Raw genomic sequence first — 13,753 nt, forward strand, 5'->3', positions numbered from 1 at the left:
GGTTGAGGATGATACGTTAGATAGCCTTGCTCGCGGGTTTCGGTCTATGTGGCGGCGACCGGATGATTTTAAACTTCTCACCAATGGGCTAAGGGCGGCAGGTATGACCGGCTGACGCCGACCTTTACTCTTTTGTCCAACCGCCGCGGCCTCAATTACGCGTTTCTCTGCGCCCTGTTTTTTCGGCCGATGGCAGCCCAAAGCCGACACTCGAAACTAGACTTTTCAACTCCCTAGTTGCGAACGAAGTGATCGTTGGCCGATTGCCGCTGTCGGCTAATTCTTAAGGCGTTCCCAAACCAAAATACCCCTTCCTTCCTTTCCCCCGAAGACGACCTCTTCCGCCGTCAATTCCGAGAGCTCGCCAATTGACGCCATGGTTCGCAATTTGTCCTGCCCAGCCCAAGATGCTTCGGTCGAAGCATGAACTCGGTACCGAACGACTTCGCCTTCAATTGACCAATCACCGCAGTACGAGAAGTAACTGGGGTAGTCACGTGAGTTGGTTCCCTCAACATGGGTGTCGGGGTTCCATAAGTGAGCCGACATGAACCCATCGCCCGCGTAGACGATGCGGCCTTGCGGGTTGTCGCCATAGGGTTGGAGAGTGGAGCCGTCGTCAAACTCCTCGACGAAACTCTTCAATACCCATGTCCCGATGATCGAAACGTTCGCGCTCATACTGACAAGGCTAACCCAGCAAATGGCTGCCCGGCAACGGCTGGTTGAACTTAGAACTGCCGCTACCTGCGGTCAGCATCATTGGCCGCTCGCAGCCCAATTTGGACCTTCGCAACCAACCTTAGCGGTTTCGGGTATACCAATGGAGCTGACTTTTGCCCGGGACTACACCTGATACCAGTTTTCGACGTCTCGGACGACTTCCTGGACTGTGAAAGCAGCCTCTACCTCTGCGACAGCACGTTGCACTTCGTTTGGGCTTGCACTGAGTTCCAAGATGTTCGCATTCAGGTCATGGGCTGACCCGGCATCTGGATAAATCGTATCGACCGCAATTCTGACGGCGTTTCGGTGTTGCAGCAGGTGCTCAAAAAATCGGACATAGATCGCCTCCTCATACGGAGAATGGGTGTCAACCTCAGAGACTAAGCCCAATTCAACAGCCTTGGCGCATGCTAGGCGCCAGGCCAGTTCCATTGTCGGTGGAGGCGCATCTCTGGCCTCATCAGGATGTTTTGGGTTCGCAAACGTAGACCTTCGGATGGCTTCGAGATCGGCACGCAAGCTTTTTGTGGGAACAGGATAGATGAATGTGGTTTCCTCGGATGCTAAGGTTGGTTCAACCTGATCCGGCTGCACCAGGATGAACTCGGAAAACCTGTTTCCGATGATAGGGGCTTCACCGACAATCATGCCTGTGGGGTCGGTATTCTCCGCCAGCCACCGCGCCAGTGCTCTCCGCCCCCACAGCCCGGCTGCCTTTCGGATCAACGGATGAGTTCCATCCGAAACATCCGGATACCTCGCGAGTATATCTTCGGTTTGAAACGCCGCGAGCCCCGTATCCCAACGCATGATATGCACACGACGTCCCAAGGAGATCGCAATGGATATCTGCTGACGCAACAGGAATGACTTTCCAGATGCCGGTAATCCAGTGAAGAAAACCATGCGGCAACGACGTGCAGCGTCCGCCAAGTGTCTTCCAATCTCTGTGTCCGCAAAACTGTCCTTAGAAATAACGAATCTCCTAATTCGGTGTCGGCAACAGCGTTAGGCAGCAAGCGCAACTTGGTTCCAAAACCGCTACAAACATTCTATGCCCGTCATTCTGAAGGCGATGTTTGCAAGCAATCTCGGCGTTAGTTCTCTGAAACTTCAATACCGGCAATGCGAAGCCCATCCATTATCTTTTCGATCAGCTCCGTTGGCATTCCACGTGCTCGATACGGTGCGCGTGGATCGTCAAGAAACTCCGGGTGTTCGTTTTGCAAGCGTCGCGCCATCTCTTGCGCCTTTTGTTGCTCGCCGTCCAAAGCATAGCTTGCAGTCAGGCTTGCCATCGACATGGTGGATTTCGGCGTACCCCAGCTCAAGATGACTTTTTGTGCTTCATCATAATTGCCTTGCAAGATCGCGTGCAGCACCCAAGCGTTGTTGTAGCCAGGATGAAGTTTGGGGTTGAGGTCTTTTGCGCGGGAAATCCACTCTTTACCTTTTTCAAACTCGCCGGAGTAAGCAAGAAAGATACCCAGATCCGCGAGGATCCAGGAATCATTGGGACTAAGCTCCGTGGCGTTCTTTGCGTGTTCAAAGAAGACCGCCTTGTCTTCTCCCGTCATTCTGCTGAGGATTGCCAGGGCGTAGTGCGCATCCGCATTGTCCGGGTCTTCCTCAAGTGCACGTGTGGCGGCGTCTCGGGCCTTATTTGCCCAATCCGGATCGGTGTCGAATGATCGTTTCTTAGACTCGAGATAGTTAAAGGCCAACCGCGACCAAGCAAGAGAGTAACCAGGTTCTTCCTTCACGGTTCGCAGTAGACAGTCCCGAGCCTTGCGATGCGCTTCAATGCTGAAACTTTGATAAAACCAGAATCCCAACAGATAGCATTCATAGGCTTCCAGGTTTTCCGGTGCCTTGTCGCGGATAGCCTGCTGTACAGAAGCGTTGAACAACGGGGCATCGCTTGAGCCGATTTGCGAGGCGACCTTTCTTGCAATCTCAACCTGGATATCCAGGACATTTGCGATGCTTAGGTCCATATCAAAGGGGCCAGGCGGCGTGAGTTGCCGGCAAGTCCTTGCATTGATGAACGTAGTTGTCACCCGCAGTTTCGAGTCAGACCGTTGGGCCGTGCCGCCAAGTATATAATCGGCCCCTAACGCATCCCTGATCGCTTCGCAATCTTTCTGACTGCTGAAGTCGGCGCCAGCTTCGGGAGCTATAACAAACAGGTTTGAGAACTTCGCCAACAAGGCGTTAAGATCACGCGTCAAACCTTCAGCGAAATACTCGTCTTCCTTGTTTTCCCCGATTGTTTCAAAAGGTGTAATGACAATCCGCGCACCTGACGGAAGGTCGCGCGGATCATCTCTTCCAAAGACAAAAAAAGCTGAAATCGCGGTAACTGTGGCGACAACAGCCGTCGCGGCAGTCCATCGGATCGCTGCGCTGCGCTTGGGTTTGACCGCAAGTTCCGGAGGCCAGGTCCAAACCTCGACCTTATTGGCGATATTCTTCAATTCATGGGCGCCAGCATGCGCAAATTCCGCGTCCACCTTTCCCGAAAGTTGATCGGCAACTGCTTTGGAAACACAGATGCCTCCGGGCGGTGCGATTGCTTCCAACCGAGAGGCAATGTTGACGCCGTCTCCCAGCAGATTATCGCCATCTGCCACGACGTCACCGAGATGTATTCCGATACGAAGGTTCATGCGCCCTTTTTCCGGCAGATCGAGGTTGCGATCTTTCAGTTCTCTTTGAATTTCCAATGCACAGCGGGACGCGTCCGTTGCACTTGTGAATTCAGCGATGACGCTGTCACCCGCGCTGCCGAACACGCGACCACCATAGTTTGAGATGAGGTCATCAATGAGTTTTCGGTAGCTCTTTAGGGTGGTAATCGTGCCCTCTTCATCACGCCCGATCAGGCGTGAGAATCCCACAAAATCCGCAGCCAGAATGGCGGTTAGACGGCGTTCCATAAGTCCCCCCGTACCACTTTAATGAAAGTTACCAGGGTTCTCGAACAAATTCTAAGTTCTTTCCCAAGCTCATAACCACTCATTTGAATAGAGATAGACCGGCCAACTTTGCCTAAACTTCATATGGTTCACAAACGCTTGGCCGCTACCTTCGGAGATGCGTAACGCTGTGCTATGATTTCTGTGATCTAGCGACAGAGGTACACTTTTGATGCGACCCGAAACGCGCAATCGCATTTTGACGCTCGGTATTGCCATTGCTGTTATTGCTGCAAGTCCGAAAGAGGCCTTTGCCTCGGACGGAGAGTGTGGCGCTCCAGATGCACCTTGCACACTGGAAGGCGGGGAGTACTACGCGGCCTTGCCAGAGGTTCCGGATGAACCGCCTGCCGTCATTTGGTTGCACGGTTATGGACGGTCTGGGAAAGGGATGATCCAGAACTCCGCCTATGTCGATCCTTTCATCCGGCGCGGCTACGCGGTGATTATGCCGAGCGGGCAGCCCAGTATTAATAGCAAAGACCTCGATTGGGGTGTGGCTGACGGGTATGATCTGGCGCGCGATGATGTCGCCTTTGTCGGCGCAGTTCGCGCCGACGCGGTGGAGCGCTTCGGTATAGACCCGTCGAGAATACTGATCGCAGGTTTCTCCCGCGGCGGTTCGATGGTCTGGGACATTGCGTGCCAAGCGCCAGAGATGGCAAGAGGCTTTGCCGCTGCGGCCGGGGCGTTTTGGGAGCCCATGACCACTGAGTGCGATGCGCCAGTTCACCTATTTCACGTACATGGCTTCAAAGACCGAATGGTGCCGTTCGAAGGCCGACAGCTGACATGGGAGGGTGTTGATTTTCACCAGGGTAACGTCATGAAGGGCTTGGATGTCTGGTGCCGCGAGAACGCCTGCTTGGGTAGCGCGGAAAACAGCTTTGGCGATGACGACTCGATGCAGAAGGATTGGATGGATTGTGAGGCAGGCTCGATCCGGCTGAAAGTCACCAAAGGTGGACACGGCGTGCCAGAGGGCTGGCGGGATGCGGTGCTCGATTGGTTCGAAGCTCTACCTTGAACACTTGAGTGCCCTTATACCCTTCGGTTGCTTTGGTCGTAGATGAATTCAGTAGCACCCAACTTGTTTGATGAAAGGGTGGGAAAATGAAAGAACAGGTTTCCGATCACTATGGTCGCAGCCGCAGACTGATCGACCAAATAGCTGATCGCCTGAAGGCCGCGGGCGTTGACCCGAAGAAACTGTGCGCCGCTGATTTTGAGCCTATCGATGAGTTCCATTTTCGAGGCAGACAAGCGACTTTGCAGTTGCTGGAAAAACTTAAGCTGACACCAGGCGCCGATGTGCTTGATATTGGTAGTGGCCTGGGTGGGGTCAGTAGAACAATTGCCGAAGAAGCAAGCGCTAAGGTTACCGGCATCGATCTGACGCAAGAGTTTTGCGACGCAGCTAAAACCATTTCAGATTGGGTCGCTCTCAATGAACAAACCACGTTTACTCAGGGAGATGCCACAAAGCTCCCATTTTCGGACAGCAGTTTTGACGGCGCGGTAACGGTTCATGTCGCGATGAACATCCCGGACAAACTCTCGGTGTACAAAGAGGCGCATCGTGTTCTGAAGCCGGGAGCACGATTTGGAGTTTACGACATACTACAGGGTGAAGGTGGTGACGTCGTTTATCCGATGCCGTGGGCTATGGACGCCTCGATCAGTTATCTCGCAACCCCGAAAGAAATGGTCGGCTTTCTGCAAGATGCGGGTTTTAAGGTATTGGATGAAGAAGACTCGACGACTGAAAGTTTTGAATGGCTTAAGGCGAGAATTTCGAAGCCCAAGTCTAAGAGCACCATGCCTGTTACGACACAGATTCTATTTGGGGACATCGCCAGCGATATGGTTCAGAACCAACTTCTTGCTCTGGATGAACGTCGGTTATTGACATACCGCTTCATTTGCATGGCCTGATGCGATTGTTGCATCGACGCTCGAAATAGTCATTCTCTGCGGTGTGCGGATTGGCTGATGTCAGCCCGAAGCAGACCTTCAAAACCGAACTTTCCAATGCCAACTGAGCGAACAAATCCATTCATTCGCAGTCACCACTGGAATGCCCGCAACCGGCCCGGCCAAGCATTTTCGGCTAAGAGTCCAATCAAACAAACTTAAAGCAGTTTCTTAATTGGGTTTTGAGACAAATACGCTGGTTTCTGGGTTTAGATCATCATTCGGATCCGTCAAAATGCCAGGTGGAAAGGAAACCGAGATAGGTTGATCCTTTGTATCAAGGCAGAGCATGTGGTTATTGTCTCCGTCACCCAGATCGGCAAGCGCCGCGGGTGTTACTATGCGTTGAGATCCATCCTCGGCCACTACAGTAATCCTGTACAGATCACGTTCCACATCGCCAGGCTCCTTGCCGTTGGCCAGCGTTACGCCACCCGCCCAGGTTACCCGAATGGCCTGTACGATGTTGTCACTTGGACAAAGGCTTCCTCTGGTTCGACGTGGCCCCAAATTTCCGACCAAAGTCCAATCCTCGACAACCTCGGCAAAGATCATTGAGGGTCCGTCTTCCAGCGGAATCACGGCTACCGTGGCACCGCGAAAATCAAGTGTTCCATCGATGGAATGAAGGTGTCCAATAACCTCGACTGCAACCGGTGGATCCACGGAAACGTTCCCAAAATCCCCGATCAGAAGCACAGTGCGCAATTCACCGGGATCGGTAGCAGGCAACACTGACGCGCAGTGCATTGTTCCGATCTGGCCTGATTTTGTTACGACTCTGAAGTCACCTGCCTGCAAAGTTTCCAGATCTACCTCGGTTGAAAAAATAACAGGCATCCCGTCTTTGCCCCTGGAACCTCTGCAAATGAGATTTGCTACGCGGGGCAACGCCTCGAGCCCGTGGAAAGCGGAAAGCAACTCGGCATCTTGTCCTTCAGCTGAACTCGGCAATCCGAGGTTTGGGGTTGTATCTTCAAGTTCTCGACTTGAAACGTCCTGCGCGCACAAAGCCGTCCCCGACAAGGCAAACGCAGTGGCAGGTGCGAGCAATCTGATCGCTTGGCTCCATTTCCTAAGCTGCTTCAGCAATTAGGTTTTTCTCCATATTTTGTCCGCGGTGCTGCGGGCTTTCGAGCTTTTACGTGCTGGAACTTAAGAAAAACAGGCAAGCAAGTTTTGTCTAACTTGCCGCTATGCGGTCGCCAACAACGCATCGGAAAGCTCGTATTCCGAAAGTGCCCCAGGTGCACCTATTGCAACAAGCCTTGTTTCAGGTTTTCGGTGGCCCCATGCGCCATCCCTTGCGATGTCCATGCGCTTTCCGACTACCTGTACAAGAATGCGATGATCCGGATCCTCTTCACTGAATACAAAGCCCTTAAGGCGATAAACATCACCCGGAAGCTTTCGAATTGCACTCCGAAGAGAAGATAAGCTTATCGGGCGTTCAGCTTTCATCATCGTTGTTGAGAAGCTGTCCGAGTGATCAGAGTGGTGGCAACCACAATCGGGCCCATGTTCATGATGATCGGGTATTTCTGTTTCGAGCTGTTCGGCGGCAAAGCGGCCAACAGAAAGAAGTATATCCAGTGGGACATCTGCGTTGACGGCTTCGACCAGACGATATCGACGGAAGCGAGACCCGAGCCAATCGTGCACCCTTTGAACAGCCGCTCTGTCGACGAGGTCGACCTTGTTCAAAATAACCATGTCCGAGAACGCGATTTGACGGAGCTTCAATTCCATTTGTTCCGGCGCAGAAAAAAGCTGTTCCGCATCGACCAGGCACATGAGGCTGTCCAAGCGGATCATGTCCCGAAACTTTTGATCGGTGAATGTCATTGCAATTGATGACGGGTCCGACACTCCGCTCGCTTCAAGGACGATGTATTCCGGTTTCTCAGGCCGGGCGAGAACGGCTTCTACCGTTTCGATCAGGTCATCGCGGATCGAGCAGCAAACGCAGCCATTTGCCAGGCTCATCACATCATCTTCGAGACCGACGACCAAGTCAGCGTCAACGTTTATTGATCCAAAGTCATTCACCAGAACCGCAACCCGCAACCCGTGATTGCCGGTCAGGATGCGGTTCAAAAGTGTTGTCTTACCGGCTCCGAGAAAGCCGGTAAGGATCGTTACGGGGATTGCGGAAGTCGAACCGAATTCGATCATGTCGTTACTCTGCCTTCTTCTTGCGGTTCGGGATGACGTCATCGACCTTGATTACGAAATCGCTGGGCCACTCGGGATCGGGAGCACGGAATACGTCAGCTGGATAGTATTCTTTCGGATCGATCTCCATATCGCGGTATTTCTGGTCCTGCTGTTCGGCACGTGATGACCGCGGTGCTGGCGGCTTGATTTCATCCGGCAATGTGATCTTGCCTTCTGCTTCCATCTTGCCCAATTCGCGGAATGGCGCGACTGAACCAGATTTTCCTGGAAGTGTCGCCTTGCGATACCAGATTGCATCTTTGGTGACGTTGACGACGGCTACATCCAAACCCCAAGCGAACAGCCCATCATAGTGGGCACGGATTCCCGCCAGCATTTCGGCATCGATGTCCTCGTCTTGCGTATAGTGGGTTACCATCGCAAGCCGGGGGCGCGCCTCAGCCATCATCTTACCGACCGCATAGTGCGATGTATGATGCGTATCGATTGTGTAGTTGAACAGTTCTTGCGGCAGACCGTATTTGTAGGTCATCAACTGACCGATATCCTGTCCGGACATTTCGGTCACAAACACATCGACGCCTTTTCCGTATTCAAGACTCAGTTCATCAGGGCGGCCATCGCCGGTCCAGACAAAGCTCAGTCCGTTCCAATCCAGCCGATATCCGACTGCGCCGTCCTTGGCATGACTGCGCGGCCACGAGCGCACCGTGACACCGTCCTCGTCATAAACGATTCCACCTTCCTGACGAAAATCGAATTCGTTAACTTCGATCTCGTACCCGTCCCCAATTGGGAACACGTCGAAAGCTTCGAGATGCCACTTGAGCATCTGCTGCATGCCTTTGACCATTCCGGCTGTGCCAAGCTCGGGTGTCCGACCAGATGGGCCGTGAATGCGCAGCGGTGTGTACCCTCCAGACCAAGCCCGGAACGGGTAGATATAAGGGATGTCGGCATAGTGATCGACATGAAGGTGCGTGATGAAGATGTCGTTGATCAACTGACCCGGAACCTGCATCCCGATAATGTTGCGGACGCAGCCCGAGCCGAAGTCGAAGAAGAACCTCTTTCCATTACCCAGCTCGACCATGATGCACGTTCCAGCCTGATCTTCGCGGGGCGGAAATGGCGTCGAACCACAGAACGATATCCGCATTTCGTCAGGCCCGAGATCCTCGGACAACGGGAAATAATTCGCGTTCGAGCCTGTCATGTACTTCGTAGGACGGAAGTACTCCGGCAAAGTGATGCCGCCGGCAGGTCTGCCGCCGTATGGGTTCTTTAGGCTTTCGCCTAGTGGTCCATCACCGGGGTGCGCATGTGCGGTTCCTGTACCGTAGCTAACGGCACCTGTTGCGACCGCACCTGCCGCCAGTCCCTGCATAACGTGTCGCCGGGAAGGGTTTTCGATATCGTCAGACTTCTGGATCTGTTCGTTCTCAAGTTCTTTGCCGTTGTCTTCTTTTGTCATGGCTATGCCCTTAGTTGGAAATGCTGCGAGGATTGCGCTTCACCATCCGGCGAAGCTCGTTCACGAGTTCAGATCTGATGTGGGCCCATTCCGCGCGCTCTGAGGCTGTGATCGATGTGTCATCCAACAGCGCCGTAACTTTCTTTAGGTCTTCGATTACCTCGCTGAGTAACGCGTCAGTTTCGATACGCCCGGAAAGCGCACCGGAAAGCTCTGCAAGCTCATCACTCAGTTCCCAAGTCACTGGATAATTCCCGGTTCCCACTATCTATTCTGACATCAAGATGAGTGCGGTTGACGACATGCGCCAAGTGAGTCACCGTGAGTTGGGGGTGAGTTTGCTTTGAACCAAGCTAATGAATTGCCGATAGATCAAGATGTTGCACCGCCATCGCCGGAGCATGTTCGACGGGCACTTCAGAGCGTTGTTTCCAGCGTCGCATTCCAGGCTTCGCCTCGACTCCAGCAATTTCTTACTTACGTGGTCGAAGAAACTCTCGCGGGTCGCGGCGCCCAGATTCGTGGCAAAGCAATCGCGGTCGAAGTCTACGGTCGGAGCATTGATGGTACTGGTGGTCGGAATCTTGTCCGCGTCGAAGCCAGACGGCTGCGTCGACTGCTACATGAGTTTTACGAAGATCAATGGGACGGTGAGGGAGTTCGAATTTTTGTTGATTCCGGCGGATACAAGCCACGGTTTTCGCAAGGAAGGACGACAGGGGACGACAACTCAAGGGTTCACGACAGCGATGTGCTTGGGGGGCATCGGCGTCTACGGCAAGTGCTGCCAATGGGGCTGGGTTGCCTGGTGTTGATTGCGGTGATTGGCTTTTGGTTCACTCGGGATAACAAGGTGGTTTTGCCGACAGCTCAATCCATCGAACAGGCTGAGCGAACTGCTCTTGGTGAGCAATCTTTGACACGGCTTCAGGCGGCTAACCTTGCGGATCAAGCCCGAGGGATGTTTTTTCCTGTTTTTGATATCAAGCGCCAGCAAATAGCACTGGGAATGTTTCAGCATGCCGCGGAGCTCGACCCCGCACTCTCTGATGGTTATGCCGGATCGGCACAGGTCCTGGCGACTTTGGCCATGCTGTCCCCTGACAAGGCACAAAGAGATGAACTTTTTAACCAAGCTTCCGAGATGTCGGGAAGAGCGCTTGATCTATCTCCCACCGATGCATGGGCAAACGGTGCAAATGGTTGGGTATTGGCCACCCAAAATAAACCAGTCGAGGCTATGAAATACGCAAGAATGTCCGTCGAGCTTGCACCGCAGGATGGTCATATTCTGGATCTTGTCGGCATCACCGCCATCATGGCCAACGCCCCGGATCTTGCGGCTGAAGTTAGCGATCCAGAAAGGCTCAGGTCAGGATCGGGCCGCTTTGGCGCACGAAATATTTGGGGCGTGTCGCAACTTATGCTGGGGAACTACGAAAATGTAGTTGAAGCCTTCCAGGGCGCACCCGCCGCGGGTGCACCTGTCAGTGCTCCTTCGCTCTTATTCCAAGCCGTAGCGCGCGATCATTTGGGGCATTCGGAAGAAGCAAAAAGACTAGTTATGGAAATGCGGAAGACGTGGCCGGAGTTTCCATCTGAGTTTCTTGCCGGCAGGATTTTCCACAATGATGACGCAACACGGCAAGCGATACTGGATACTCTGAGTAGATACTGATGAAACACGTCGCATAGCTGCCGATGTAAAGTTTTCTAGTTCCTGTCGTTGATGTCAAATTCAAAATGACAATGCTTCGTTGAACTCGAACTATTGGTTTTGGTCGCTACGCTTTCCAGCTTTGGAAGCCATCGCGGAATGCAAGAAGTGGCGGATCCAGGCGACTTTGCAAAGCCTGCTTTCTGCGCACAGCTGTCATTGGGGTATCGCGCAGCATCGGTCAAAGTGGACTCCGAAGCAGACAGTCGCCGCACTCGGTGAGAGCGACTGCTATGCGGACAAAGCCGCCGTTCTTAACTCTGAACACATTGGCTGCACTCTGCGCTGATGTGAGCCTTTGTTACGCCGTCTAGCGCGTCCTGAGTGTATTGCCATCCAAATAGGCGAAACGAATGAAGCGCGACATTAACTCTCGGCTTTTTGGCGGATGAGCTTTTTCGAAATCACTAGGTGAATGCTTCAACAATATGCGCGTTGAGTTCATAAATGGATTCCACGTTTGTAGCGCCGTCGTAGAATGTAACGTCGCTGACTCGGCGTTCAGCTAGCAGTTCGCCTTCGATCCAATATGCATCGAAAATCGATTTGAACTCGATGCCCTTAGGGTAAACTACATGAATGATCTGGTTCGGTGGCGGCGAAGGTGTATGAACGCAAGAACCTGCAACCGGAACAAACAGGAATTCGGTTACAACTGCCCCATCGATTGTCAGTGGCACTATGTACCCCGGCAGCCTGATTGTGGTCCCCAGAATTTCTAAATTTGGGCTGCGCCCGATTGAGTTGTTTTGCGCAATGATTTTTCGGCGCTCTTGCATGAGCCTTTCTACGTCGACATCATGGGCGGACAGAACACCATTGGCCGCCTTGTATTCTTTAATTAGATCAGGATTAGAGCGCTCGCTGGTACTGGATGTTCGCCAACGAACTTGCGTTCGCATAGCGTTCAACAACGGATATGGCAGCTTTTCAAATGGGGTTTCCAGAGACTTTAGGGCCGGCTTCAAATCGCGCCAGCTAATTGCAACATGTTCCTGAATAGACTCGTCTAGCGATGAGGAGCGTGAGGCAATGGCCAAATCAAGTAAGCGCTCAGACATGTCAAAACGCTTTGCCCCTGAAGGAGAAGATTGGGCAGCAGGTTTTTGTGGGCTTTGGGCAATCTCCGCCTGAGCAGCTTGAATGTGTGCGAACGCAAGAACTAAAATTACTAGAGCGATCAGGTTGGTTGTCATTTCAGTGGTCCACTTGTTCCTCATAGTTGCGACGGATTCCAGTTTTCGGCCGGGGTCCAATATGCAAAGGATCGTTCTCTCTCGTGTTTTTGTTGTCCCCATTCGCTGAAAGCAGTCTCCTGGATCATGCTTCTAAACCGCCAATCAAAAAAAGAACGACAAACCCAGTTTTAGTTGTCTGTCCGGTCCGCCGTCAGGTCTGCGCTCTAAAGTGTAATATCCGACACTGACATCCATAGCGGTGCCCTTAGTCTCATTGATGATCGACGTCTTACCGGCGGTCAAACCCAGTGGAATTGCCCAAGCTTCATCATTGCCAGCGGCATTCCAGTTGTACGAAAGGACGTTGTTGTACCCGATGTACCAGCCCTCTCCCAAACCGTAGTTCAGAATGGGTTGCAGGATGGTTACGTTGAAATCGTTCTCACCCCACATATGAGCGATGACGCCACCCCATGACAGATCACCGGTTTGCCCAAACATGACAAAGGCAGGGCCAGCGCCCCAACCGGCACCTTGCAAGGCGTCATTCGTGTGCGTTGGCAGAGAAACTTGCAGGCCATAGCCAAGCGCGATTCCGCTTTCTCCCGGCGTAGGTGAATAAAATGCCTGTACAGTTGAATCACCGATGCCCCAGGTCAGATCATTTTCTGTCGATGGATCGACAATTCCAGGTGGCAATACGGCTCCGGGCTGGACACCTTGGATCGGCACAATGCCCCGAAGCACCAATGTGGCGTCTGTCAGTGGAACTGAATATACGGGCTGTAGCTGAAAGTTGTAGCTTTCGTCATCGTTCGTCCCGGTCCTGAAGGCGATTGTATTGTCCGTGATTAGTGCTTTTGTGTCCGCAAGCGGGTTCGCAGCCTTCCGCGCTGCCTGACAAGCCGCGTCACAAGCATGGGCTTCATTGGCTTGAACACCGATCAGCCCGGCGAAGAGCACTGCACAAGTATAAAGAGGGTTCTTCATATTTTGCTATCGTACCCCGTTTTGATTTGTCGTTAGGCTGTCCTTATACATTCGTCGCAATCGCGGAATTATTCGGATATCCCTCGCGCTGCCGCTGCAATTGGTTGGCCAATCTCTGCCCCAATGCCTCGGAACAGTTCCTGATGGTCATCCGTAATCCGCGATAGAGTGACGATCTTCTCGAACTGCGCCAACTCAACCAACTGCGGAATGAAGGGCTCGATCAACGCTTCGTGACGGGCGTGGGCAGCCGCATCCACGTAACGTTCATAGCCATAAACCGTTTCGCCAACTCGGGCGAATTCGTAAACTAAAAGCCCGTCATCGGAGGCAGATGCCTCAACCATGTCTCTGGCCAATGCATCAAAAGCCTGTGCGTTTTCAGCCGGAACGCTTAGTATGGCGATAAATGCGACTTCTTCAGCGTGAGCATGAGCAACCATTGAAAGGTTTGCGGCCAGTAAGGCTGCTGTGGATCGGGCAAGTCGTCTCATTTCCGGCTTCCTCTCTAAAATGGCGAGGGGCATTGTTCGCCCCC

At 52.9% G+C, this 13,753-nt stretch carries 13 protein-coding genes; 3 read left to right on the forward strand and 10 right to left on the reverse strand.

Translation table 11 applies throughout. The annotated features are described in order from the left end of the window. Positions 1-276: 276 nt before the first annotated feature. The 3 genes from ACR0J2_RS19240 to ACR0J2_RS19250 all read right to left on the reverse strand — a co-directional run bounded on the left by ACR0J2_RS19240 (position 277) and on the right by ACR0J2_RS19250 (position 3,665). Positions 277-681, reverse strand: coding sequence for a lipocalin-like domain-containing protein (locus ACR0J2_RS19240; protein WP_480813501.1), 405 nt, complete (start codon positions 679-681; stop codon positions 277-279). A gap of 165 nt (positions 682-846) precedes the next feature. Next, positions 847-1,632 carry a DEAD/DEAH box helicase family protein gene (locus ACR0J2_RS19245; RefSeq protein WP_480813502.1) on the reverse strand — a complete coding sequence of 262 codons (786 nt, stop codon included), beginning with the start codon at positions 1,630-1,632 and terminating at the stop codon, positions 847-849. Positions 1,633-1,823: 191 nt separating this feature from the next. Further along, a complete protein-coding gene (locus tag ACR0J2_RS19250) occupies positions 1,824-3,665 on the reverse strand; it encodes an adenylate/guanylate cyclase domain-containing protein (protein WP_480813503.1) in 1,842 nt (613 codons plus the stop codon). Between the two features lie 211 nt (positions 3,666-3,876). On the opposite strand from ACR0J2_RS19250, the gene ACR0J2_RS19255 reads away from it, so the two are divergent. Together ACR0J2_RS19255 and ACR0J2_RS19260 are read left to right on the forward strand one after the other, a co-directional pair. Next, positions 3,877-4,731, forward strand: coding sequence for a CE1 family esterase (locus ACR0J2_RS19255; RefSeq protein WP_480813504.1), 855 nt, complete (start codon positions 3,877-3,879; stop codon positions 4,729-4,731). Positions 4,732-4,817: 86 nt separating this feature from the next. After that, on the forward strand, positions 4,818-5,639 hold the full coding sequence (locus ACR0J2_RS19260) for a class I SAM-dependent methyltransferase (RefSeq protein ID WP_480813505.1): 822 nt from the start codon (positions 4,818-4,820) through the stop codon (positions 5,637-5,639). A gap of 210 nt (positions 5,640-5,849) precedes the next feature. Here ACR0J2_RS19260 and ACR0J2_RS19265 read toward each other — a convergent pair whose 3' ends face one another. The 4 genes from ACR0J2_RS19265 to ACR0J2_RS19280 all read right to left on the reverse strand — a co-directional run bounded on the left by ACR0J2_RS19265 (position 5,850) and on the right by ACR0J2_RS19280 (position 9,574). Beyond that, the gene (locus ACR0J2_RS19265; RefSeq protein WP_480813506.1) at positions 5,850-6,770 is read right to left on the reverse strand and encodes a hypothetical protein; all 921 of its coding nucleotides are present in this window, start codon (positions 6,768-6,770) and stop codon (positions 5,850-5,852) included. A 102-nt stretch (positions 6,771-6,872) separates the two neighbouring features. Then, complete coding sequence (locus ACR0J2_RS19270; RefSeq protein WP_170381941.1) at positions 6,873-7,853, reverse strand: CobW family GTP-binding protein; 981 nt, start codon at positions 7,851-7,853, stop codon at positions 6,873-6,875. 4 nt (positions 7,854-7,857) lie between these two features. Beyond that, a complete protein-coding gene (gene gntH, locus ACR0J2_RS19275; RefSeq protein WP_480813507.1) occupies positions 7,858-9,330 on the reverse strand; it encodes a guanitoxin biosynthesis MBL fold metallo-hydrolase GntH in 1,473 nt (490 codons plus the stop codon). A gap of 10 nt (positions 9,331-9,340) precedes the next feature. Beyond that, positions 9,341-9,574 (reverse strand): hypothetical protein, encoded by a 234-nt coding sequence (locus ACR0J2_RS19280; protein WP_170613865.1) that lies wholly within the window; start codon positions 9,572-9,574, stop codon positions 9,341-9,343. Between the two features lie 99 nt (positions 9,575-9,673). Here ACR0J2_RS19280 and ACR0J2_RS19285 point away from each other — a divergent pair, with 99 nt between their 5' ends. Then, entirely contained in the window at positions 9,674-11,008 is a 1,335-nt protein-coding gene (locus tag ACR0J2_RS19285) for a tetratricopeptide repeat protein (RefSeq protein WP_480813508.1), read from the forward strand. A gap of 446 nt (positions 11,009-11,454) precedes the next feature. Here ACR0J2_RS19285 and ACR0J2_RS19290 read toward each other — a convergent pair whose 3' ends face one another. The 3 genes from ACR0J2_RS19290 to ACR0J2_RS19300 form a co-directional block, all read right to left on the reverse strand. Then, positions 11,455-12,243 carry a DUF3299 domain-containing protein gene (locus ACR0J2_RS19290; protein ID WP_480813509.1) on the reverse strand — a complete coding sequence of 263 codons (789 nt, stop codon included), beginning with the start codon at positions 12,241-12,243 and terminating at the stop codon, positions 11,455-11,457. Positions 12,244-12,387: 144 nt separating this feature from the next. Next, the gene (locus ACR0J2_RS19295) at positions 12,388-13,215 is read right to left on the reverse strand and encodes a hypothetical protein (RefSeq protein WP_480714445.1); all 828 of its coding nucleotides are present in this window, start codon (positions 13,213-13,215) and stop codon (positions 12,388-12,390) included. A 68-nt stretch (positions 13,216-13,283) separates the two neighbouring features. Next, a complete protein-coding gene (locus ACR0J2_RS19300; protein WP_480813510.1) occupies positions 13,284-13,709 on the reverse strand; it encodes a putative quinol monooxygenase in 426 nt (141 codons plus the stop codon). Between the last annotated feature and the right edge of the window lie 44 nt (positions 13,710-13,753).

The sequence above is a fragment of the Ruegeria sp. CG4 genome (assembly GCF_056537185.1).

Bases quoted from the DNA above. Each gene is read 5' to 3' on its own strand.
- gntH (WP_480813507.1), bottom strand. From the start codon at position 9,330: ATGACAAAAGAAGACAACGGCAAAGAACTTGAGAACGAACAGATCCAG.
- ACR0J2_RS19270 (WP_170381941.1), bottom strand. From the start codon at position 7,853: ATGATCGAATTCGGTTCGACTTCCGCAATCCCCGTAACGATCCTTACC.
- ACR0J2_RS19300 (WP_480813510.1), bottom strand. From the start codon at position 13,709: ATGAGACGACTTGCCCGATCCACAGCAGCCTTACTGGCCGCAAACCTT.
- ACR0J2_RS19290 (WP_480813509.1), bottom strand. From the start codon at position 12,243: ATGACAACCAACCTGATCGCTCTAGTAATTTTAGTTCTTGCGTTCGCA.
- ACR0J2_RS19240 (WP_480813501.1), bottom strand. From the start codon at position 681: ATGAGCGCGAACGTTTCGATCATCGGGACATGGGTATTGAAGAGTTTC.
- ACR0J2_RS19295 (WP_480714445.1), bottom strand. From the start codon at position 13,215: ATGAAGAACCCTCTTTATACTTGTGCAGTGCTCTTCGCCGGGCTGATC.
- ACR0J2_RS19250 (WP_480813503.1), bottom strand. From the start codon at position 3,665: ATGGAACGCCGTCTAACCGCCATTCTGGCTGCGGATTTTGTGGGATTC.
- ACR0J2_RS19260 (WP_480813505.1), top strand. From the start codon at position 4,818: ATGAAAGAACAGGTTTCCGATCACTATGGTCGCAGCCGCAGACTGATC.
- ACR0J2_RS19255 (WP_480813504.1), top strand. From the start codon at position 3,877: ATGCGACCCGAAACGCGCAATCGCATTTTGACGCTCGGTATTGCCATT.
- ACR0J2_RS19245 (WP_480813502.1), bottom strand. From the start codon at position 1,632: ATGGTTTTCTTCACTGGATTACCGGCATCTGGAAAGTCATTCCTGTTG.